Here is a 22143-nt window from a genome sequence, read left to right as displayed (position 1 = left end):
CACATGCCGCGTCGCTTGATCCTCTCGGCCACGGAGCGGGACACCCTGCTTGCGCTGCCGGAAAGCCAGGATGACCTGATCCGCTACTACACCTTCAACGACTCCGACCTGTCGCTGATCCGCCAGCGACGCGGCGACGCCAACCGCCTCGGCTTCGCCGTGCAGCTCTGCCTGCTGCGCTACCCCGGTTACGCGCTGGGAACCGACAGCGAGCTGCCCGAGCCGGTCATCCTGTGGGTGGCGAAGCAAGTCCAGGCCGAGCCGGCGAGCTGGGCAAAGTACGGCGAGCGCGACGTGACCCGTCGCGAGCATGCCCAGGAACTGCGCACCTACCTGCAACTGGCCCCGTTCGGCCTGTCCGACTTCCGCGCCCTGGTGCGCGAGCTAACCGAGCTGGCCCAGCAGACCGACAAAGGCTTGCTGCTGGCCGGTCAGGCCCTGGAGAGCCTACGGCAGAAACGACGCATCCTGCCGGCGCTGAGCGTGATTGACCGGGCCTGCTCGGAAGCCATTGCGCGAGCCAATCGGCGGGTCTACCGCGCCCTGGTCGAACCACTCACGGACTCGCATCGGGCCAAGCTGGACGAGCTGTTGAAGCTCAAGGCCGGCAGCAGCATCACCTGGTTGACCTGGCTGCGCCAGGCACCGCTGAAACCCAACTCTCGGCACATGCTGGAACACATCGAGCGGCTGAAGACATTTCAGTTGGTGGACTTGCCCGAAGGCCTGGGCCGGCACATCCACCAGAACCGCCTGCTCAAGCTGGCCCGCGAGGGTGGGCAGATGACGCCCAAAGACCTCGGTAAGTTCGAGCCGCAGCGCCGCTACGCGACCCTGGCCGCCGTGGTGCTGGAGAGCACCGCGACCGTGATCGATGAGCTGGTCGATCTGCATGACCGCATCCTGGTCAAGCTGTTCAGCGGCGCGAAGCACAAGCATCAGCAGCAGTTCCAGAAGCAGGGCAAGGCGATCAACGACAAGGTGCGCCTGTACTCCAGGATCGGCCAGGCGCTGCTGGAAGCGAAGGAAAGCGGCAGCGACCCCTATGCCGCCATCGAGGCGGTGATTCCCTGGGACGAGTTCACCGAGAGCGTCAGCGAGGCCGAGCTGCTGGCCCGGCCGGAAGGCTTCGACCACCTGCACCTGGTCGGCGAGAACTTCGCCACCCTGCGCCGTTACACGCCGGCCTTGCTGGAGGTGCTGGAACTGCGCGCCGCGCCGGCCGCGCAAGGCGTGCTGGCAGCCGTGCAGACCCTGCGTGAGATGAACGCCGACAACCTGCGCAAGGTGCCGGCCGATGCACCCACGGCCTTCATCAAGCCGCGCTGGAAGCCGCTGGTGATCACCCCGGAAGGCCTCGACCGGAAATTCTACGAAATCTGCGCCCTGTCCGAGCTGAAGAACGCCCTGCGCTCCGGCGACATCTGGGTCAAGGGCTCGCGGCAGTTCCGCGACTTCGACGACTACCTGCTGCCGGCCGAGAAGTTCGCCGCACTCAAGCGCGAGCAGGCCCTGCCCCTGGCGATCAACCCGAACAGCGACCAGTACCAGGAAGAGCGTTTGCAGCTGCTGGACGAGCAGTTGGCCACCGTCACCCGCCTGGCCAAGGACAACGAGCTGCCCGATGCCATCCTCACCGAGTCAGGGCTGAAAATCACCCCGCTGGATGCGGCGGTGCCGGATCGGGCGCAGGCGCTGATCGACCAAACCAGCCAGTTACTGCCGCGCATCAAGATCACCGAACTGCTGATGGACGTGGACGACTGGACGGGCTTCAGCCGCCACTTCACCCACTTGAAGGACGGGGCCGAGGCCAAAGACAGGACGTTGCTGCTGTCCGCAATCCTCGGTGATGCGATCAACCTCGGGCTGACCAAGATGGCCGAGTCGAGCCCCGGCCTGACCTACGCCAAGCTGTCCTGGCTGCAAGCCTGGCACATCCGCGACGAAACCTATTCGGCGGCCTTGGCCGAGCTGGTCAACCACCAGTATCGCCACGCCTTTGCCGCCCACTGGGGCGACGGCACGACCTCATCCTCCGATGGCCAGCGCTTCCGCGCGGGTGGCCGGGGCGAGAGCACCGGGCACGTCAACCCGAAGTACGGTAGCGAGCCGGGACGGCTGTTCTATACCCATATCTCCGACCAGTACGCGCCGTTCAGCACCCGCGTGGTGAATGTCGGCGTCCGCGATTCCACCTATGTGCTCGACGGCCTGCTGTACCACGAGTCCGACCTGCGGATCGAGGAGCACTACACCGACACGGCCGGCTTCACCGATCACGTCTTTGCCCTGATGCACCTGCTAGGCTTCCGCTTCGCGCCGCGCATCCGCGACCTCGGCGAAACCAAGCTGTACGTGCCGCAGGGCGTGCAAGCCTACCCGACGTTGCGCCCGCTGATCGGCGGCACCCTGAACATCAAGCACGTGCGTGCCCACTGGGACGACATCCTGCGCCTGGCCAGCTCGATCAAGCAGGGCACCGTCACCGCCTCGCTGATGCTGCGCAAGCTCGGCAGCTACCCGCGCCAGAACGGACTGGCCGTGGCCCTGCGCGAGCTGGGCCGGATCGAGCGCACGCTGTTCATCCTGGACTGGCTGCAAAGTGTTGAACTGCGCCGCCGCGTGCATGCCGGCCTGAACAAAGGTGAGGCGCGCAACTCGCTGGCCAGGGCGGTGTTCTTCAACCGCCTTGGGGAAATCAGGGATCGGAGCTTCGAGCAGCAGCGCTACCGGGCCAGCGGCCTCAACCTGGTGACGGCGGCTATCGTGCTGTGGAACACGGTGTACCTGGAACGCGCCACCCAGGGGTTGGTCGAGGCCGGCAAGCCGGTGGACGGCGAGCTGCTGCAATTCCTGTCGCCGCTGGGCTGGGAGCACATCAACCTAACCGGCGATCATGTACAGAACCTTAAGCGGCAAGCGAATTAATAATACCGTCTAACGTGTTGTTTTGCTTGGATTTTCTCTGCCTACTCTTTTTGCCGTTTTTGGATAAATACACCATTGCCCACTCCAACTTCTCTGTTATTTCCTGCCACGCACCATGGATGATGCTCGCCAATATCGGCATTAACCAAAGCGCGCTGTTTTTGGCAATCTTCAGCATCGATAACTCCGCGCTGCCAATCAGCGTCAGCGCCAGCCGACGTTTGACCAGCAAGGCCAGCAAACTAGCCCAGATCAAGCCTTCCGCTATCGCTTTTTGTCGTGTCGCGAACGCCTTCAACCGGTTATGTGATTTCAGCTCTTTGAACAACAGTTCGATCTGCCAACGGCAACGATACAATGCCATCACCTTCTCGGCTGGCCATCGCTCACGCGGAAGATTGGTCATCCATATACAGAACCGTTTTTCCTCTGCAAACCAACGTCTTATGAGTCGATATTTATACTTTCCCGAACTCACATCCAGATCCAGAACCTCGGCTCTGCAGCTTCTCCGATCGATATCCTTGAGCTTTTTTCCGAGTAACTTGGGCATTTCCCTGCCGTCCTGTCGGTAAGCTGCCTGTACTTTGGGATTGAGATTTTGACTCCCTCTGACCAGATAGCTTCCTTTGGCTTTGGTCACATCAGCAAAGTACTCGCGGCTGATGTAACCGGCATCCGCCAATAACAGTTTGTTATTTAACGAATTTGCGGCCGGAAGATGCTTGCGCTCCGATTCGGTATCCGCCGTGATACTCATCGATATCGGCGACTGGTCCAGCAAGGACATGGTCATATGACACTCTACCGCAGCGGGGCTGTGCTTATTGAATCGGCCCGGGAAATGTTCTGCCAATTGCGGATGTAACGCGAATGACGACCCGTCCTGCAGCAGTACCTGCTCAAAGCCTGCCAGTCCGTGGGCGTCCGGTAGACACTCCTTGAGGCGTAAGGCGATGGCTCGTTCAACCAGTGCGCGCATGAACAAGGGAAAACCCTGCTTGCGTAACTGGTTGTGAAAGGGTTTATACGCTATTTGGTCAGTATCATGGAGCTGCAACGCATTGAAATGGCGATGCAAACCAGCAATACCATCCACCTTGTCGCAACCAAGCCCTGAGAGCAGAGCCGGGAGTAGTCTCGCAGGCTGGATATCCCGGAGTCGCTGACAAAAACCGGTAAATTTACCGATCCGGTTGAGTTCAGAAGAGCTATGAAGTTGCTTGAGGTACTGGGTTGCATTTATAATAGTCATGGCTTCGGGCGTGTCGGTTTTTTTTTGCGATTAAATCAGATCACAAACGAAGCCTTTTTTCTATCTATTTCAATTGGTTGTAGCTAAAGATCCTGTACATGACAGGTCACTGCAGCGGCCAAACTGTTGCCACATCTCAGTTCAGGAGGAAACGCAATGACTCAGGAAAGGATCCAGACCCGCTACCCACTCGGCGGCCCCTTCGCCACCCAGGCTGAGCTGGAGCAGGCCATCACCCAGGCCATAACGACCCACAGACAAGATTTCTTCCCTCTGCTGGAACGGCTGGTGGACGTGGGGGACACCCGGGTCAACCTCAGTCAGGAGAACCCGCTGCGGGTGCTCAGCATCGAACTCGCTGACGGCCGTGAAGGAGTGGCCCATATCAACTACGAGTCCAACTTCGCCGAGAGCTGCCTGATTATCAACGAATACGACCAGCACCAGACCAGCCTGGCCTTTCGCCTCGACGGGGATGCACTTATCTTCGACGTCGAACTGCCGATCGCGTGGAATTTCAATAACTGAAGATTCAGCGGTGTAATGCCGCCTGGTTGCTACACCCGGTCAGCCAGCTCCCCTCACCCTAACCCTCTCCCAAAGGGAGAGGGGATCAGCCCGTGCCAACCTCCAGCCGTGGTAGTCACTCCATACTCTGCTGTTATTTCAGGCGCCTGTAATCTTCCCCATATGGCTGTCATCTGAATAGCAATATCCAGCATATAGCCACCATAACCCTCACTCATGTACAGGATCTTTAGCGGCAACCAATTGAAATAGATATAAAAAAGGCTTCGTTTGTGATCTGATTTTATCGCCAAACAAAATCAACACGCGCGAAGCCTATGACTATTATCAACGCTAATTACTATCTGGAGCAACTCTTGGCTCCCGCCGCACTCGAGCGCATTGCTCGGCTCTGCAAGTTTTGTCTGCGTCAGCGTGCCATTACCCCAGCCATGCTCGTACCTGCACTGCTGCGGGCCATGGGAGGCGACCAGGTCAATGACATTGCCGGTTTACACCGCCATTTCAATGCCTTGCAACTGGTAAACACCCATCAGGTTTCTTACAAACCGTTTCACAATCAGCTGCGCAAAGAGAGCTTTGCCCTGTTTATGAAAGCCCTGGTCGAGCGGGCCATCGCCTTGCGTATCGACCATCAACTCAAAGCAGCCTCCCTCGGCGCGTTCAAGCAGGTGTTACTGCACGATGGCACCTCCTTTGCGGTGCATCGGCGCCTTGCTGCTGATTTTCCCGGCCGGTTCAAGACCATCAGTCCGGCAGCTATCGAGTGCCATATGACCATGTCACTGTCGGAGCAGAGCCCGTTGTGCATGAGTGTGTCTGCCGATACCGCAGGGGAACGGCAATTTCTGCCTGAAGCCCACACGCTGACCAACTGCCTGCTGCTGGCTGACGCAGGTTACATTGACAGGGCTTGGTTTGAGCAGGTGAACGACGCTGGCGGATTTTATCTGGTGCGCGGCACGAAAAGCCTGAACCCCAAGATAATCCAAGCCTGGCGCGGTGATGGACGGGAAGTACCCAAGCTGGCGGGACTATCTCTGAGAGAGGCCGGACGGCGACGCTGTCGGGCCGAGGTACTGGATATGGTGGTGAAGTCCGGCCAGGTCGAGTACCGGTTGATCCGGCGCTGGTTTGCTGAGGAAAAGCGGTTCTGTCTGTGGATGACGAACCTACCGCGAGCAGCATGGTCAGCAGAGCAGGTGATGAGCCTGTATCGCTGCCGTTGGCAGGTGGAGTTGTTATTTAAAGAGTGGAAATCGCACAACCGGCTCAAGGGGTTTGTGACGGGCGAGAAAGCGATTGCCGAGGGGTTGGTGTGGACGAGCCTGCTGTCGCTGGTGATGAAGAGACGGGTCGCGCAGAGTGTGATGAGTGGGGCGCTATCGATGCTGAAAGCGTCGAAGAACAGTGCGACGTGGTGGCTACCGCTATTGGAAGCAGTGGCCCATAGGGCGCTGACAGAAATAAGGGAAAGATTGGAATGGGCAGCCGATTATTTGGCCAAGAACGCCTGCCGAACCAAGCAGAGAAAGTCGATACAGAACAGGACCTTGGAAGGCGTTTTAAATGGACTCGCCGCTTAAGGTCCTGTACATGAACCGGCGATTACGTCTGGCGGCAGAGCCGCAGACTGGAAGACGGGAAGTTTCGGCCCTTACGGATGCCCGGAAAACCTTAGCGTACGATTTTTTCCGAATTCTGCGGGCTCCCCTATTAGCGTAGAGAAAAGTGTTGGACCATTTTGAGTCGTGGTTATGCGTGAAGACTATAGCGTCAGTCCAGTATGATTTCCCAATACCCTGTAGCTATAGTTTCGATAGCTTCGAATCGGCATTGCAGGCGTATCCCCGTCAGCGGATTTCGAGCGGACGCCGTCGCTTGCCAACGTTGGTGTGAGACCGGCGGGCGAGATCGCCCCTGCCAACGCGACCGCTGAGAGGTCGACTCCTCAACCGCTTGGGCGCTTATCGCCTCCATCCGGATGCTCACCCGCCGAACAGCAATAAACCGCTATTTTCGATAAACTTCTGAATCCGGCTCCGAGGTATGGAAACTATGTCGTACCGCTATTGGATATGTTGCGCGCATACCTTCATAGTCTGACACGCGAAATCTTTAAATCCTGAGTATATTTCGGAAGAAATTTCGATCTGATCGATAAGACTTCAGGATACAGCAAGCTGGAGACACCGATGAAAGCCGTTGGTTACAAGGTTCCGGGACCCATCGCCGAGGACGCCTCTCTGGTCGACATTGATCTGCCTCGGCCTGTCGCTGAAGGAGGCGATATCCTGGTTGAGGTGAAGGCTGTCTCGGTCAACCCGGTCGACTACAAAATCCGCAGCAGCACGCCGCCCGCTGATGGCGATTGGAAAGTGCTGGGATGGGATGCGGCCGGGATCGTGCAAGAGGTCGGCCCCGACGTGACGCAGTTCGCGGTAGGCGACGAGGTCTATTATGCCGGATCGCTCATAAGGCCTGGCACCAATGCGGAGTTCCATCTCGTCGACGCCCGGATCGTCGGTCGTAAACCCGCGTCGCTCGACTGGGCGGAAGCGGCGGCGCTGCCACTCACGACGTTGACGGCCTGGGAAGCCATGTTCGATCGCCTGGACGTGACGAAGCCCGTTCCCGGGGCGGCGGCGATCCTCATCATCGGTGGTGCGGGTGGGGTCGGGTCGATCGCCATCCAGATCGCTCGACAGCGCACGGATCTCATCGTCATCTCCACCGCCTCTCGGCCGGAAACCCAGGAGTGGGTTAAAGGGCTTGGGGCTCATCATGTCATCGACCACTCTCGGCCGCTCGCGCCACAGATTGCCGAGCTCAACATCGGCGCTCCCGCTTTCGTGTTCTCGACCACGCATACCGAGCAGCATGCATCCGACATCGCCGAACTGATCGCCCCGCAAGGACGGTTCGGATTCATCGACGATCCCAAGGCGCTCGACGTCATGCTGTTCAAGCGCAAGGCAGTGTCGATCCACCACGAGCTGATGTTCACACGGTCGCTCTACGGCACGCCCGACATGGATGAGCAGGGCAAGATCCTCAATTCGCTGGCGGTGCTGGTGGACGACGGCAAAATTCGCACGACGCTAACCGAAAAATTGTCGCCAATTAATGCCGCCAATCTGAAGACGGTGCACGCACTGATCGAAAGTGGCGCGGCAAGAGGCAAGATTGTCCTCGAAGGCTTCTGATGACTGCCACCGCCGAACGTCTTTTCTAACCTCAAGAACGCCGGACGGATTACGCCACGGCGAAGGAAATTTCATGACGAAATCCATTGCCACCGCCTCGATCAACCGCGAAACCGCCGTCGCCCTCATCGACGCGGCGATCGCCGCGGCACGTACAATCGGCATCCCGGCTGCGGTCGCCGTCGTCGACGCCACCGGTAACCTGCGCGCGTTCGAGCGCACTGATGACGCGCCGTTTCTCACCGTCGATGTTGCCATCGACAAGGCTTGGAGTTCCGCCTCGTTTGGGTACCCCACCCATGTCTGGAACGACTATGTTTCGAACGATCCAAAAGTGGCGCCGCTGGCCTATCGCCCCCGGATGGTCGCTGTCGGCGGAGGCTATCCGATCCTGGAAGACGGGAAGTTGATCGGCGGGATCGGCATCTCCGGAGGCAACTATCAGCAGGATCAGGATGCGTGCGTCGAGGCACTCACGAAAATCGGGTTCGAGCTGCCAGCCTGACGACTTTAAGGCCATCGCCAGCGGCGGTGGCCTGCAGATGCGACCTTATGAAAGACTTTAAGATGGAAGCGTTCGTCGTCTTCACCCGCGAAGAAACCACCGATCCGGAAGAACTCGCAACCTATTCTGCAGGCGTCGGCCCATCGTTCGATGGCCACGACGTAACCTTTCTCGCCGCTTATGGCGCGATGGAGCATTTGGAGGGGCCGCCCGTCGAAGGGGCCGTAATTTTGCGGTTCCCGACGATGCAGGCCGCCCGTGATTGGTATCATAGCCCCGCCTACCAAACCATCGCTGCGCACCGTTTTGCCGGTTCCCGCTATCGCGCCTTTGTCATTGAGGGGCGGCGGTGACACACCGACGGAAGAACGGCGGGGCTGGCCACGAGGTATCGGTCGGCGAACTCGCATCCTACAACCTGTAGGGGATCAAGGCGGTGAGGTTCGCGTGCCATCGCCACACGCGACCACTCATCGGACTTCTGCATCGGAATTGGAGGATCAGATGAGCGTCGACGAACGACAAGCCCCCGAGCTGCGGGTGCAGAGATGGATTGGCGCGGATGGAGAAAGCATCGCGCCGCTCAAGCTGTCGGATCTCGGCACCGGCCCGAAAGTCCTCTTCGCCTTCCAGCACTGGTGCCGTGGCTGCCATTTGCATGGATTTCCGACGCTACAAAGGTTGCATGGTGCATTGAGCGCCAAGGGCGTGGGCTTCGCGGTGATCCAGACCGTCTTCGAAGGAGCGGATGAGAACACCTTCGAGAAGCTGCGCGTGAACCAGCTCAAGTATGCGCTTCCTGTCGCGTTCGGTCAGGACGAGCCACCTGCCGGCGCGACGCTTCCCACCTTCATGGAGGACTACCGCACGCGGGGAACGCCCTGGTTCTCCGTGATGGACGCTGGCGGCCGCATCGTATTCTCGGACTTCCATCTCGACGCCGATCAGCTCGTGAAGGGACTGGAGCTGGTGTAACCGATGCGGCGCTGGGTCATCCTGATTGCCACCCATCTCGCGATGCTCGCCATGGGCTTCGCGGGCGGTGTCTACACGCTGCCGATCCTGACCGCCCCCCAGGCCCCGGACGCGGCGGCCTTGCGGACCATCTCAGCCGAGACGCTCTACGCAGGGCGTCTGGCCCGCGATCTCAAAGGCAGCGACCTGCTTCACTGGGGGGAAGGCGAGATCCGGGTCTCGCGCGACCGTATCGCCCATATCGGGCGCCTCGCCCCTGGTCCCGACTACAAGCTCTACCTCGCACCACGTTTCGTCGACACGAAGGAGGCCTTTCTCCTAATCAAGGACAGATCAGTCCGCGTGGGCGATGTGAAGACGTTCAACGGCTTCATCGTCGAGGTGCCTGCCGGCATCGATGTCCGTGACTACAACACGGTCGTCATCTGGTGCGAAGCATTCGACCAGTTCATCAGTGCGGCAGAGTATCAACCCTCAAGTCAGGCCCGAGAACGAGCCCGGCGATGGATACCATGAGGTCGGCGGGCAAGCGCGGCCTCGTTCTCGCGCCGGTGGCGGCGCTGCTGCTGAGCGTCGCCGCTCTGCTGCTGGGCAATGGCCTGCTGAGCACGCTCCTGATCGTGAGAGCCGGCCATAAGGGGTTCTCGACCGGCGCGATCAGCGCGATGATGTCCTTCTATTTCGCGGGTTTCACGATCGGCGCGCTCGTGTTGCCACCGATCATCGTCTCCGTGGGACATGTCAGAACCTTCGCCGGCTTCGCGGCCATTGCCTCGATGACCGCCCTTCTCCATGTGGCGTTCGTGGAGCCGATCGCCTGGATGCCGCTTCGCCTGATTACCGGCTTCGCCTACGCGGGCATGATCCTCGCAACGGAGAGTTGGCTCAACGCCCACGCATTGCCATCCACACGCGGGCAGCTCCTGTCGATATTCGGAGTTGTCTCTATGGGCTCATGGGCAATCGGGCAGGCGTTACTCAACATCGCACCGCCCGCCGACGTGACATTGTTCCTCATCGTGTCGCTGCTGATATCAGCGGCGGTGGTTCCGATCACCTTGCTGCCCAGTCATCCGCCGGCCCAGGTGGAACAGGAATGGGTCGCGTTCAGGGACCTCGTCCTCGTATCACCTCTCGCTGCGGCTGGCGCTTTCCTGGCCGGCCTGGCTATCGGTGGTTTCTGGGGCATGGGCGCGAACTTCGCCCAGAGCATCGGCCTCGATGTGGGCGGTATCTCCGCCTTCATGGCTGCGGTTCTTGGTGGAACGCTCGCCTTCCATTGGCCACTCGGTTGGCTTTCGGATCGAGTGCCCCGGAATCTTGTCATCGCCGGTGCGGCGCTGGCGTCCGCAGCGTCTGCCATCGGCGTAGCGTTGGCGGTGGAAGCGCCTCTGCCGCTGCTCCTTGCGGCAGGTGCGCTGTTCGGCGGCTTTGGCATCCCGATTTATTCGTTGTGTCTCGCCGTCGCAAACGACGATCTTCCGGCCGGTCGGCTACTCGGCACCGCGCGCGGGCTTCTGTTGCTCAACGGGATCGGGACAGCCGCTGGCCCCCTAATAGGAGCAGCTGCAATGAATATCGTCGGCCCTGGCGGCCTGTTCCTTTATGCGGCGGCGTTGCTCACGCTCCTGGCAGTGCTGGCCATCGCCCGCAGGCAGCCGAGGCGCGCCAACCAGGCCAAGGCGGCCCCCCGTTCTCCGAGCACGCCGATGATAACCGGATCTCTCGATACGATGATATGCATGGAGAAGCGGGCGCAGGGCGTGCGGGATTAGCGCGGCACGGCGCCTGCACGAACCGCGGGGTCAGGCGATGATAGCTGTTACGCGAATTTCGATACGCATGGTTGGAAGCCCCAGCGCTTCGATTCCCAACTGCGTCCAGATTGGAGCGCGGTCGGGCATGTAGTGGCGATACAGCTTGGCCATTGTTTCGTTGATCACGGGAGGGAATCCACCGACGTGATAGGAATTGACGTGGACCACATGCGGCCAGCGTGCTCCGGCGGTCGCGAGCGTCCGTTCCACGTTCTTGAACGCCTGCTCGATCTCTTCCTCAATCGACTCCGGAATGACGAGATCGTCGTTCCATCCGCCCTGTCCGGAGATCTCCACGCGGTCACCAATGCGCATTGCCTGAGAATAATGAAGCGCGTCATGCAGGCGCGTCCCGTATCCGGGGGTGATGAAGAATGAAGGTGTTGTCATGAGTTTGCCTTTGATGAGCCAGGTCAACGCGGCTGCAAGTGACCGTATGCATGCAGAAAGAGATGCAGGGCGTTCGGCACTAGCGCGCCGGCTGCGGTGGAGGGCTTTATTCCACGTCTTCTACGGTGAGGTCCCGGCCGTTGAACTGCACGGTCTCCCCGGCTCGGGCACCCTCGATCGCTTCGAAGATCGGCGCCATCGTGGAAATGCCCATGAGCTCACGCCCCTGACAGGTAAACTTGCTCGTTGACACCGCGATCACAAAGTGGCGGCCGGACAGCTTGACGACAGCGCCTTCGTTGACGGCCAACTTGGGGCCGAAATCGATCGTCCTGAGCTTTTCGAGTTTATTGGCGTAGTCATGGAGCGTGTCATCGAGCGCTTCAGCGAAGTCGCTCGCGACCTCGGCCTGAGCTAGTTCGTCGTTTTCGATCGGTTCGCTCCGATCGAGCCGAGCGGTAGAGACATAGTCCAGGTAGTTTTCGCGAGCGCTGTGCAACGCTGCTGTCTCCAGCAAGAGCATAGTTTCTCGTATGTGGTCCTTGTTCCAGTCCATAATCACCTCCTAATTTTCGATGTTCTTAAAGTTCAGCCTGCAGATGTGTGGGCCAGGAAGGCCAGCCTTTCCGGCTAAGCGACACCGCTATTCGTCGCTGATGACGTCTTCGCCCTGGTATGGAACCCTGATCAGCCGAGGATCTCGAATGATGCTCGTGACGAGCCAGACATATTCCTGCTCGGCGGTATCGAAGCCGAGGATGCTGAAGGATTGGCCGAAAGGGCATGGCGGGAAGTCTGGAAAGCCCTCGCGCAGAACGTAACGCTCGGGATCGCTGTGAAACTCGCTCTTGTAGACTTTCCGTAGTCCGTGCTTGCTCGGCGCGTCCTGGTCACCTGCCGGTGCTGTTTCCCGATGCGCCACAAGGCGCTCGGACAAGTCGCGGGGGCAGATTTCGTGGAACACGTCGAAGGCGTCGATCAACAGGCCTTTATGCTCTGTCGCCGGATCGGTGATCGCGTAGATGTTGGAGGCATCTTCGCCGTCGTCCCCGCTCTCGAGGCGCAACGCCGCATCGACGCGAATGCTGCATGCATCGAGGGTTGACCCTAGTTCGAGATCGACGAGATTGCCGTCCTTGACGCGGTATTCGCGGTCATAGCCTTTGGCGATGAATGACTGGACTGCTTCTAGAACGTCGGTCACCTGGGAGGTCATGGAAGCACCTTCATCTTGAACTGGATTGGACACGCTCGCGCACAAAGCGCGCTGTGACTCGGCGGACGGAGAAGCTCGCGAAGTGCGTTACTCATAGCCACTTAGCCTTCTTGAAGCGCACAAATAGGAAAACGCACGATATCGCTATCACTCCGAGCACGACAAAGTATCCGTAGGCCGTGTCCAGCTCCGGCATGTGCTTAAAGTTCATGCCGTATATTCCAGCGATCGCCGTCGGGACCGTCAAGATCGCCGCCCAGGCCGCGAGCTGGCGAGTGACCACACCGATCCTTTGCGCTTCCAGAAGGCTGCTGGCCTCGAAGACCGTGGACAGGACAAGCAGGAGGCCGTCGACCATGGACTGCACGCGGTGGACATGGTCCGCGACGTCGTGGAAATATGGTGTCATTTCGGCGCTGATGCAGGGAAAGTGGCCGCGAACGAGCTTTCGCACCAGCTCGGCCATAGCCCCGAGCGTGCGCTGGAACCGCGTGAGTTCGGACCTTAGTTCGAAGATTCGCGCCACCTCTTCTGGCCCGAGGAAATCGTGCAGCGACCGTCGCTCCATCGCCAGGACGTCGTCCTCGATCATTTCGAAGATGGGCAGATACTGGTCGACCACTCGGTGCAAGATCGCGTGCAGCACATAGTCGACACCCTTGCCGAACTGCGTCGGCGATGCCTCGAGTTGCTCCCGAAGTTTGCCCAGCGCTCCGGCATTGCCGTGCCGCACGGTGATAAGGTGATTGTGACCGGTGAAGATCGCCATCTTGCCGTAGCTGATCCGGTCGCCGACCAGCTCGGCGGTCTGGGCGACGACGTACAACTCATCGTTGTAGACCTCGAGCTTGGGCGGGCACAGCGGGTGCATGGCGTTGTCGATCGCCAAAGGATGGAGGTTATACGTCGTCTGGATCGCGCTGAGTTCGTCTGCGGTGGGCTCGCTAAGCGCGATCCAGCAGAAGCCCGAGCGATTCTCGTTTAGTTCGACGTGCTCATCGAGCCTGATTTCACGGACTCGCTTACCTTCGTTGTAATAATATGCGGCGATAATGGTCATGCAGGCCTCGCAGGAATTCGCAGGCCACGCTGTACAGCCGGTCGCGCCAGCCCGCGTTCGAGCCATGCCTGCACGTTCGAATAGCTGCTTAGGCCGAGGATGTCGCCCGCTGCGTAGAATTCGACCAGCGCATTCACCCAGCCAAACGTCGCAATGTCCGCGATCGAGTAATCATCGACAATCCATTCGCGGCCCTCCAGCCGGTGATCCAGGACCCCGAGAAGACGCCTGGATTCATCAACAAAGCGCTGCCGAGGTCGCTTGTCCTCATAGTCCTTGCCGGCAAATCGCAGGAAAAAGCCTAGCTGTCCGAACATCGGCCCGATGGCCGACATCTGAAAGAACACCCACGCTAGGGTCTCGTAACGCTGGCCTGGTTCGGTGGAGATGAACTGACCCGTCTTGTCGGCCAGATAGAGGAGGATCGCACCGGATTCCCATAAGGCGATGGGTCTACCGTCAGGGCCAGCCGGATCGATGATCGCCGGTATGCGTCCGTTCGGGTTCAGCGACACGAACGCCGGATCCTTCGACTCGTTGTTCGAGATGTCGATCAGGTGGGGCTCGTACGCCAGGCCAGTCTCCTCAAGCATGATCGAGACCTTGACGCCATTGGGCGTAGGGGCTGCGTAGAGTTGCAGGCGATCGGGATGAGATGCCGGCCAGCGCTGCGTGATCGGAAAGGACGAGAGGTCTGGCATAAATCTGCGATCCTGGTGTTGCGATGGCGACTGACTGGAACGAGCCGTCACTCTGAAGTAGGGTTCGATGACCGCGTCGCTGAACGACGCGGTCACGAAGATTGCGGACCGGACCGGCGCAGTGGCAACGGCAGTGAAGCCTATTCCGCCGCGGTCCCGGCCGCTGGCTGTACGTCGTCAACCTTTTGGCGCTTCGGAAGCACCCAGCCGGGACGGACGAAGTGGCAGGTGTAGCCGCCCGGGTGCTTCTCCAGATAATCCTGGTGATCGGGCTCGGCCTCCCAGAACTCGCCGACCGGCTGGACCTCGGTCACCACTTTGCCATCCCACAGCCCCGAGGCATCCACATCGGCGATCGTATCCTCGGCGACGCGCTTCTGCTCCTCGTCGACATAATAGATGCCCGACCGGTAGGAGAGCCCACGATCATTGCCCTGGCGGTTCAGCGTCGTCGGATCGTGGATCTGGAAGAAGAATTCCAGGATGTTCCGGTAGCTCGTCACTGTCGGGTCGAAGACAATCTCGATCCCCTCGGCATGCGTGCCGTGATTACGATACGTGGCGTTCGGAATATCGCCGCCCGTGTAACCCACACGGGTCGAGATGATGCCGGGCCGCTTGCGGATCAGATCCTGCATGCCCCAGAAACATCCTCCTGCGAGAACAGCGCGCTGATGCATGTTAAGCCTCCTCTACTTGATCGAGATATTCACCGTATCCCTCGGACTCCATCTCGTCGCGCGGGATGAAGCGAAGGGACGCTGAGTTGATGCAGTACCGCAGACCGCCGCGGTCGGAAGGACCATCGGGGAACACATGGCCGAGATGACTGTCTGCGTGTACTGACCTGACCTCCGTCCGGACCATGCCGTGTGCGCTGTCCCGCACCTCGTTCACGTTTGCCGAAACGATCGGCTTGGTGAAGCTGGGCCAGCCAGTACCCGAATCGAACTTGTCCGTCGAAGCGAACAGTGGCTCTCCCGACACTATGTCGACGTAGATGCCAGGCTCCTTGTTGTCGTTGTACTCGCCCGTGAAGGGCCTTTCGGTCCCCGAATCCTGGGTAATCCGGCGTTGCTCGGGGGTCAGGCGGTCAACTGCTGCCTGTGACTTCTCAAACTTCATGATAGTCTCCAATAATTAATCTAGAGAGCTCGACACACTGTCATTTATCTTTGCAGTCATTGCGCCGACTATAGCAGTGCGCCCCAGATTTATCCAATACGCTGCGCGTATAGTTTCCATAGCGCCGAAGCTCTTCACGTCGTGATTCAGTTCCACTCATACCGGGCTGCCAGCTGCGCGATGTTCCGTATCTCGACCGTTGCCGTGGAGCCGGATACTGTCGCGATCACGACTTCGCGCTCCAAGACAAATCCGTCGATCGGCCGAGTGACGAGGCCTTGCACGGTCGGCGATCGTTCCGGAAGAATGCATATGGCGTGGCCGTCAGCGACGACCCGTTGCACCCAGTCCTCGCGATCTGATCGAAAGCGAGGTCGCATGAGCAAGTCCCGTCGCGCGAAGTGATCGAGGATCCGATCGCGAAACTCGCATTTCAGGCGATCGACGAAAGGAAACTCGAGCAGGTCTTCGCCGCGCACGATCTCGTTGGCAGCCAAGGGATGGTTTGCAGAACAGCCGAGCACGAAGCGCTCCCGAAATAGAGGATGCACATCCAGCTTGCGTTCCGGTCTTGTTTCACGCGGCATGATGCACGCGTGGTATTTTCCTGAAAGCACCTCCGATGTGTCCTCGTTCGACTGGAGCGAGTGCAGCTTGATTTCGATGGATGGCATCTCCGCCAATGCGCTCTCGAAGAATGCCGTAAATTCCTTTGGTCCGACGGTGGGCGCGACGGCGACATCCAGCACGCGGTGCCCCCCCATCGCCCAGTGCTCCGAGTGATTGCGAACGCTCTTCATCGCGACCACCATGCGCCGGAATTCTGCCTCGACGTCATGGCCAAGGCCAGTCAGGCGGCTGTTCTTCCCGTCGCGATAGATCAGCGGCCCGCCAAGCTCATCTTCCAAGCGGCGGATCGCGCGGGTCAGACTTGGCTGTGACACACCGCTCAAGCGAGCGGCCGCTGTGAAATTCAGCGTCTCGGCCAAGTTGATGAAATAGCTGACTTGATTGAGTTCCATAGTCCTTTGGCCCACGCGCCTGACTGATACCTCTTCCGTGAGACCGCCTTTGGAAAGCAGGTCGCAGAAGTATGCTTGGCGCATATAATCATGGTATAGGGGCTTGTCTATATGCGCCAGACATATAAATGATAGCCTGAGATGACGATTACCGGTTGGCGGTGCGCTCCGCTCAGCTCCGTCGAAGGTTCTGAGAGCGCAACCGCCAAGCCGCGTGCTGGAGGTTTGATGGACATGGCAGGAAGATCATTTACGTTTGTCAGTGGGGCTGGCTCTCCGCTGTCCGGGCACCTCGAACCGCCGGAAGGGACGCCGCGGGGCTGGGCGATCTTCGCCCACTGCTTCACGTGCGGGAAAGACAGTCGCGCCGCTGTTCACATCTCGCGCGCGCTGTCGCGTGCGGGCATCGGGGTCTTGAGGTTCGATTTCGCCGGGACCGGGATCGGCGGTGGGACGGGAGAACCTGTGAACTTCGCGTCGGACGTCGAGGACCTTCGGGCCGCCGCAAATGCGATGGCGGCGGCGGGCATGTCACCGTCCCTCCTCGTCGGGCACAGCCTGGGTGGCACCGCTGCGATCGTAGCCGCCGCCGACATGCCTGATATTGCGGCGGTAGCGACGATTGGTGCGCCGGCCGACCTTCAGCATATCTTGCGCCTCTTCGGACCGAATGATCTGGACACCATCGCGAGCGAGGGCGAGGCCTCGGTGGAGATTGCCGGTAGGCCCTTCCTCATTCGCCGAGGGTTCCTTGAGGCGGTTGAGGGGATCGACGTCGAGAAGGCCATTGCCTCCCTGCGACGGCCGGTGCTGGTCATGCACTCTCCGCTGGATCAGGTGGTCGGCATCGACCACGCGTCGCGCATCTTCGTCGCGTCCAGGCACCCTAAAAGCTTCATCTCGCTCGACAACGCGGATCACCTTCTCACCGACGTCGCGGACGCGAACTACGCCGCGGCCATGGTGGCGGTTTGGGCGAGCCGCTTTCTCCCACCACTCAGCGCGGATCTTCCGCAGGTCGAGGTTGCGGAGGGCGTCGTCTCCACCGAAACTCTTGCAGGGACGTTCCAGCTCAAGGTCCGCAGCGGCGAGCACACTCTGTTCGCCGACGAGCCAGCATCGGTCGGTGGCCTCGGGACCGGACTATCTCCCTACGAACTCGTATCTGCCGGCCTCGCAGCCTGCACGGTGATGACGATGCGTCTCTATGCGAACCGCAAGGGCTTTCCGCTCGAACGGGCGAGCACGACCGTGCAGCACGAGAAGGTGCCGGACATGATGCCACCCGACCGGTTCACCCGCACCATTGTCCTCGATGGGCCGCTGAGTGATGATCAGCGCGCTCGGATCCTCGCGATCGCTGATCGGTGTCCCGTCGATCTGAGTCTCATCCGGGGTTCGGACGTGCAGACCGAGCTCTTGAGCGCCAGTCAGGCTGCGGATCCCGCGAGGCTGGCTTGACCGTGGCGCACACGGAGGAGGGCGAACGGACTGTGAGCCAATCGCCTACCGGCAATAGGGCGGCCGCGACAGAGCGAGCAATTCTCGCAGACGGCTGCTTCTGGGGCATGGAGGATTTGCTGCGCCGAGCCAGGGGAGTCATTTCGACGCGTGTCGGTTACACAGGCGGAGAAATGCCTGATCCGACCTACGCGAGACATTACGGCCATGCGGAAGCAGTGGAAGTGACCTTCGACCCTTCCGTTCTCGCCTATCGCTCGCTCTTGGAACTCTTCTTCCAGATACATGACCCCACGACCTACGAGCAACAAGGCAGCGATGTCGGTCCGAGCTATCGATCGGCGATTTTCTACACCACCGAAGTGCAGAAGGAAGTCGCCCTCACAACCATCGCGGAAATCGAGGCATCAGGAAGCTGGCCAGGCCCGGTCGTGTCGGAGATCAACCCAGAAGAACCCTTTTGGGAGGCGGAGCCAGAGCACCAAGAATACCTGGTGCGCTATCCTGGGGGCTATAGCTGCCACTTCGTGCGCCCGACCTGGCGGTTGGACCGCTCAGACGAACGCCCAGCTGTAATACTTGACAGAAAGAGTTGATGATGACCGAAACCGTGACTAATCAGGCCGCCTGGCAGAAAGCGCCGGGGCAGCCACTGAGGATCGGTGTCACCGCTCTGCCGCATCTGGCGGCGAACGAGATATTGATCCGCAACGCGGCCATCGCGATCAACCCACTCGACTGGATTCTGCAGGACGTCGCGCTTTTGCCATGGCTCGACTATCCCGCGATTCTCGGCAGCGACGTCTCCGGTGAGGTCGCGGCGGTCGGTGGCGCGGTCGAGCGGTTCAAGGTCGGCGATCGAGTCATCGGACAGGCGGTCGGGACAACCGTAAATCAACCTGCGCAGGGTGCGTTCCAGCACCACACGATCGTGCTGGACCACATGGCGGCGCCGATCCCCAACAACATTGCCTTCGCTGATGCGGCAGTCCTCCCGCTTGGCCTTGGCACCGCCGCAAGCGGGCTCTACGGACGGACACAGTTGGCTCTCGCGCCACCGTTACACTCGCCGACCGCGCGTCCAGAGGTCGTTCTGGTCTGGGGTGGATCGTCGAGCGTTGGCTGCAACGCCATCCAGCTCGCGGTGGCGTCGGGCTACAGGTGCGTCGCCACCGCTTCGGCGCGCAACGTCGGCCTGTTGAAGGAGCTGGGTGCAAGCGAGGTTCTTGACCACTCGAGTCCAGCCATCGTGGAAGACGTGATTGAGGCAATGCGCGGGCGCAGTCTCGCTGGAACGCTTCACGCGACCGGTCACATGAAAGACTGTTTTGCCGTAGTTGCGAGATGCGAGGGCTCGCGCCGGGTGGCAGCGACGCTGGCCCCGCCCGACGAGCGTTCATTTGGAGTCGAGGCGACGCACATCTCCGGGACGAGCCTCAAGGATGACGAGGTTGGTCCAATGATCTACCGCGAATTCCTGCCGCAGGCTCTCGCGGCGCGCACGTTCGTCCCCGCCCCTCCGGCGAAGATCGTGGGCCAGGGCCTTGAAATGCTCCAGGCTGCCTTGGAAGCCCTGAAGGCGGGTGTATCCGCAGCGAAAATCGTCGTTACCCTGCCTTGAGTGACCAGCCAGGCGGTTTTTCGCGTTCGCAGTCTGAGGTGGCCCGCACTTTGCCGATTGGGAAGCTCTACCGGGAAAACGCGTTTGGGACGCGCGCTGCGCTCCTGCCGGAGCATGCGTTCCCGAAACCTGTTCCCGACTGCTTTTCCCCGAAACTACCTATCGGACATAGAGAAATGGGAATGCAGCGAGTGGTTTGAACGGCCGCTTCCGAAACCGCGTTCCGATCAATTGAGCGGCTAAAAGTGGGGCGATCACCGACATATTAGAATGAGACCGCCATGCCCGATCGGCCGGCTTGACGCGTAGCCAAAAGAATGCGGCTGATGGTAGGCTCGCTGACATTATGAAGCCCCGCCATCTGAGCAGCGTTGAGCTGCCGCAATTGCGAGTCTCCTACGCGTCGTCGTTCTTCTCGCGGTCCACACCTCGCTCATGCAATTCGGCATCGACGGGGCAGTTCGTGCAGCCCTCGTAGCAGCACAAGCGGCAGATGCGGTATGACTGCTCGAGGTTTTCCAAGCGATTTCGGAGAACGCGTTCAGCGATGTCCGATAAGGTTTTCAGTTCGTCTGGATTAAGGATCGATAGCCCTTCGGCAATCACTTGATCGCGCGAGGCCAGGACCTCGTCGCTCGCGACCTTGCCAGTTGGAGTAAGATAGAGGGATCGCGCGCGCCCGTCTGTCGAATGCTCCCTACGCTCGATCAATCCCTCGCTTACCAATCTATCCACCAGGCGAACAGTTCCAGCATGTGAAAGGCCCACCCCGATCGCAAGCATACGGATCGAGAGCCCGGGCTTGTGCGCGAGCAACGCCAGCGCTGAGGCGGCGGGTCCAGCTTCCGGCGCCCGCGATGAACTAGCGCGAACGATGTCGTCGCTGATCATGAGTGCGAACGCCCCGAAAATGTTTCGATCTCGAGGTCCATCCATTGCCACATCTATATGTGCGCGGAGCATAGACAGCAAGCCATACCGTGGTCCTCTTCCTCCGCGCGGCTTGTGGAAAATGTCCTGTTTTAGAAGGGTTTCGGAGGATTTCGACTGATCGAGCGCGCCGAAAAAAACGGGTCCGGCTCGTTAAGGCCGCGGAACCGTTGATACCTGGCGGCTATAGGGCAAGCCTTTTCGCTCGGAATCGCCGTAGGTCGCGCCCGAGAATCACTCCGCGTCAGCGCTGTCATCCAGGCCGCGCAGGTGCAGATCAGCGAGACCTAGCTTGCCCCCGGCGTCGCACTTCCATCGTGTCACCGCGCGCGATCACGATTGTATCAATCCCATTGAGGAACAGTCCGTGCTCCACGACGTCGGGGATTGCGGCGAAACGGGCGAAGACCGCGTCGCCATGCAGCTGAGCGCCTCCGGGCTCGATATCGCGACGGAGCATCCATGCCCCGCGGAGGTTCTGCAGGATTTGCACGCCCGCCGTCACGAGAGGACCACAGTCACGAGAGCACAAGCGCCCCTCTGTGGCGGACCGAAGCACGCAGCAGCACGAGGGACGCCGCTAGCAGAACTGCGTCCTTCAGTAGAAACTGCCCTGGTGCAGCCGAAATCGCAGGAAAGCCGCCGGCAGTCTGCTCCGCGACACCTGGAGTGGTGATGAAAAAGGTCAGCGTGATCAGATAGGTCGCTGCTGACATTAGTGCGCCTAGCGCAGAGAAGAGTGGACGAAATGCACCAAGGATCAGAACGAGACCGGTCGATAACTCGATAACGCCGATGAAATAGCTTTGCCCCTGCGTCCCGAACATGCCGAGCCAATTCATGATCGGGCTGTGTTCGATAAACGGGGCGATACCATAGGCCTCGTACGCTGTGAACTTCATCGCGCCGAACCACAGAAATACGATCACGAGAGCCCATCTAAGCAGGCCAAGATCCCTCCGACCGTGCTCGGGGACAAGAAATTCATAACGGTCGAAAATGCTCATCTAAAATTCCTCAACAGTGGTCCCGTGGGAACGTCACGAACGTCGTCTACGTGCTTCGGGCAGGCGTTGCAGTATATGCGCGACGCATATACTAATAAGCGAGATATGTCGAGCGGCTGGCTCGCGCTTCGCTGCCTCACGAAGCGGGCCGCTTGGTGAAAACGAGGCCGAGACACTGGCGATGCTGTCTGCAACGGCCAACGCGAGTGCACCTAAATGGTACTTGGCGACCTCAGGCTCCATACCGCAAGAATATATGCTTCGCGCATAGACTTCAAGCGTGTGTATGGGTCCACCACATATTGCAATTTTTACTCTCACGTAAAATATAGTCCACTGGCGTCATCAGTTCGAGTGATTTATGTGGCCTTTTGCTGTTATACAGCACCAGAT

At 59.9% G+C, this 22143-nt stretch carries 23 protein-coding genes and 2 pseudogenes; 13 read left to right on the top strand and 12 right to left on the bottom strand.

The window, feature by feature from the left end; all coding sequences use genetic code 11:
• The first annotated feature begins 3 nt into the window (after positions 1 to 3).
• Positions 4 to 2931: a Tn3-like element TnAs1 family transposase gene (locus ACLH1I_RS24905; RefSeq protein ID WP_004099018.1), complete on the top strand. Its 2928-nt coding sequence runs from the start codon at positions 4 to 6 to the stop codon at positions 2929 to 2931.
• Here the strand turns inward: ACLH1I_RS24905 and ACLH1I_RS24900 are convergent.
• Positions 2912 to 4186, bottom strand: coding sequence for an IS4-like element ISApu2 family transposase (locus tag ACLH1I_RS24900; RefSeq protein ID WP_004099019.1), 1275 nt, complete (start codon positions 4184 to 4186; stop codon positions 2912 to 2914). The genes ACLH1I_RS24905 and ACLH1I_RS24900 overlap by 20 nt on opposite strands.
• A gap of 156 nt (positions 4187 to 4342) precedes the next feature.
• On the opposite strand from ACLH1I_RS24900, the gene ACLH1I_RS24895 reads away from it, so the two are divergent.
• From ACLH1I_RS24895 to ACLH1I_RS24855, 9 genes and pseudogenes are all read left to right on the top strand, one after another.
• Positions 4343 to 4714: a hypothetical protein gene (locus ACLH1I_RS24895; protein ID WP_004099020.1), complete on the top strand. Its 372-nt coding sequence runs from the start codon at positions 4343 to 4345 to the stop codon at positions 4712 to 4714.
• Between the two features lie 317 nt (positions 4715 to 5031).
• On the top strand, positions 5032 to 6300 hold the full coding sequence (locus ACLH1I_RS24890) for an IS4-like element ISApu1 family transposase (protein ID WP_011191342.1): 1269 nt from the start codon (positions 5032 to 5034) through the stop codon (positions 6298 to 6300).
• Positions 6301 to 6314: 14 nt separating this feature from the next.
• Positions 6315 to 6395: pseudogene (locus tag ACLH1I_RS24885) on the top strand (hypothetical protein); the annotation flags it as partial.
• Positions 6396 to 6909: 514 nt separating this feature from the next.
• Complete coding sequence (locus ACLH1I_RS24880) at positions 6910 to 7920, top strand: zinc-binding alcohol dehydrogenase family protein (protein ID WP_011191343.1); 1011 nt, start codon at positions 6910 to 6912, stop codon at positions 7918 to 7920.
• Between the two features lie 73 nt (positions 7921 to 7993).
• Positions 7994 to 8425, top strand: coding sequence for a GlcG/HbpS family heme-binding protein (locus tag ACLH1I_RS24875; RefSeq protein WP_004357630.1), 432 nt, complete (start codon positions 7994 to 7996; stop codon positions 8423 to 8425).
• 62 nt (positions 8426 to 8487) lie between these two features.
• Entirely contained in the window at positions 8488 to 8778 is a 291-nt protein-coding gene (locus tag ACLH1I_RS24870) for a DUF1330 domain-containing protein (RefSeq protein WP_011191344.1), read from the top strand.
• Between the two features lie 151 nt (positions 8779 to 8929).
• On the top strand, positions 8930 to 9400 hold the full coding sequence (locus ACLH1I_RS24865; RefSeq protein WP_011191345.1) for a TlpA family protein disulfide reductase: 471 nt from the start codon (positions 8930 to 8932) through the stop codon (positions 9398 to 9400).
• A gap of 3 nt (positions 9401 to 9403) precedes the next feature.
• Positions 9404 to 9916: a DM13 domain-containing protein gene (locus tag ACLH1I_RS24860; RefSeq protein ID WP_004357637.1), complete on the top strand. Its 513-nt coding sequence runs from the start codon at positions 9404 to 9406 to the stop codon at positions 9914 to 9916.
• The gene (locus ACLH1I_RS24855) at positions 9904 to 11175 is read left to right on the top strand and encodes an MFS transporter (RefSeq protein WP_004357638.1); all 1272 of its coding nucleotides are present in this window, start codon (positions 9904 to 9906) and stop codon (positions 11173 to 11175) included. The genes ACLH1I_RS24860 and ACLH1I_RS24855 overlap by 13 nt, the downstream gene beginning before the upstream one ends.
• A 30-nt stretch (positions 11176 to 11205) precedes the next feature.
• Here ACLH1I_RS24855 and ACLH1I_RS24850 read toward each other — a convergent pair whose 3' ends face one another.
• The 8 genes from ACLH1I_RS24850 to ACLH1I_RS24815 form a co-directional block, all read right to left on the bottom strand.
• Positions 11206 to 11607, bottom strand: a complete 402-nt coding sequence (locus ACLH1I_RS24850) for a RidA family protein (protein WP_004099044.1) — start codon at positions 11605 to 11607, stop codon at positions 11206 to 11208.
• Between the two features lie 106 nt (positions 11608 to 11713).
• Positions 11714 to 12163, bottom strand: coding sequence for a hypothetical protein (locus ACLH1I_RS24845; protein WP_004099042.1), 450 nt, complete (start codon positions 12161 to 12163; stop codon positions 11714 to 11716).
• A gap of 87 nt (positions 12164 to 12250) precedes the next feature.
• Complete coding sequence (locus ACLH1I_RS24840) at positions 12251 to 12823, bottom strand: hypothetical protein (RefSeq protein ID WP_004099040.1); 573 nt, start codon at positions 12821 to 12823, stop codon at positions 12251 to 12253.
• Positions 12824 to 12914: 91 nt separating this feature from the next.
• On the bottom strand, positions 12915 to 13883 hold the full coding sequence (locus ACLH1I_RS24835) for a magnesium and cobalt transport protein CorA (RefSeq protein WP_023338002.1): 969 nt from the start codon (positions 13881 to 13883) through the stop codon (positions 12915 to 12917).
• On the bottom strand, positions 13880 to 14584 hold the full coding sequence (locus tag ACLH1I_RS24830) for a glutathione S-transferase N-terminal domain-containing protein (protein WP_005006007.1): 705 nt from the start codon (positions 14582 to 14584) through the stop codon (positions 13880 to 13882). The genes ACLH1I_RS24835 and ACLH1I_RS24830 overlap by 4 nt, the downstream gene beginning before the upstream one ends.
• A 140-nt stretch (positions 14585 to 14724) precedes the next feature.
• Entirely contained in the window at positions 14725 to 15264 is a 540-nt protein-coding gene (gene msrA, locus ACLH1I_RS24825; protein ID WP_023294902.1) for a peptide-methionine (S)-S-oxide reductase MsrA, read from the bottom strand.
• A 1-nt stretch (position 15265) separates the two neighbouring features.
• Positions 15266 to 15709 (bottom strand): peptide-methionine (R)-S-oxide reductase MsrB, encoded by a 444-nt coding sequence (gene msrB / locus ACLH1I_RS24820; RefSeq protein ID WP_023338003.1) that lies wholly within the window; start codon positions 15707 to 15709, stop codon positions 15266 to 15268.
• 146 nt (positions 15710 to 15855) lie between these two features.
• Positions 15856 to 16731, bottom strand: coding sequence for a LysR family transcriptional regulator (locus tag ACLH1I_RS24815; RefSeq protein WP_011191349.1), 876 nt, complete (start codon positions 16729 to 16731; stop codon positions 15856 to 15858).
• A gap of 228 nt (positions 16732 to 16959) precedes the next feature.
• Here ACLH1I_RS24815 and ACLH1I_RS24810 point away from each other — a divergent pair, with 228 nt between their 5' ends.
• Genes ACLH1I_RS24810 through ACLH1I_RS24800 form a run of 3 tightly spaced genes read left to right on the top strand, consistent with a single transcriptional unit; the run spans position 16960 to position 19813 of the window.
• Positions 16960 to 18192, top strand: a complete 1233-nt coding sequence (locus ACLH1I_RS24810) for a bifunctional alpha/beta hydrolase/OsmC family protein (protein ID WP_004357650.1) — start codon at positions 16960 to 16962, stop codon at positions 18190 to 18192.
• Between the two features lie 32 nt (positions 18193 to 18224).
• Positions 18225 to 18788: a peptide-methionine (S)-S-oxide reductase MsrA gene (gene msrA, locus ACLH1I_RS24805; protein WP_320158698.1), complete on the top strand. Its 564-nt coding sequence runs from the start codon at positions 18225 to 18227 to the stop codon at positions 18786 to 18788.
• Positions 18788 to 19813 (top strand): zinc-binding alcohol dehydrogenase family protein, encoded by a 1026-nt coding sequence (locus ACLH1I_RS24800; protein WP_004357654.1) that lies wholly within the window; start codon positions 18788 to 18790, stop codon positions 19811 to 19813. The genes msrA (ACLH1I_RS24805) and ACLH1I_RS24800 overlap by 1 nt, the downstream gene beginning before the upstream one ends.
• Before the next feature lie 396 nt (positions 19814 to 20209).
• Here ACLH1I_RS24800 and ACLH1I_RS24795 read toward each other — a convergent pair whose 3' ends face one another.
• The 3 genes and pseudogenes from ACLH1I_RS24795 to ACLH1I_RS24785 all read right to left on the bottom strand — a co-directional run.
• Entirely contained in the window at positions 20210 to 20704 is a 495-nt protein-coding gene (locus ACLH1I_RS24795; RefSeq protein ID WP_004099028.1) for a MarR family winged helix-turn-helix transcriptional regulator, read from the bottom strand.
• Positions 20705 to 21261: 557 nt separating this feature from the next.
• Positions 21262 to 21750 carry a YkgB family protein gene (locus ACLH1I_RS24790; RefSeq protein WP_004099027.1) on the bottom strand — a complete coding sequence of 163 codons (489 nt, stop codon included), beginning with the start codon at positions 21748 to 21750 and terminating at the stop codon, positions 21262 to 21264.
• Positions 21751 to 22024: 274 nt separating this feature from the next.
• A pseudogene (locus ACLH1I_RS24785) lies at positions 22025 to 22143 on the bottom strand (IS481 family transposase); the annotation flags it as partial.

It is taken from the genome of Klebsiella sp. 1SOBk10mer, assembly GCF_046602535.1.
Taxonomy (GTDB): domain Bacteria; phylum Pseudomonadota; class Gammaproteobacteria; order Enterobacterales; family Enterobacteriaceae; genus Klebsiella; species Klebsiella quasipneumoniae.
Note: the sequence above shows the minus strand (reverse complement) of the source record. Positions and strands in the feature narration are given on the sequence as shown.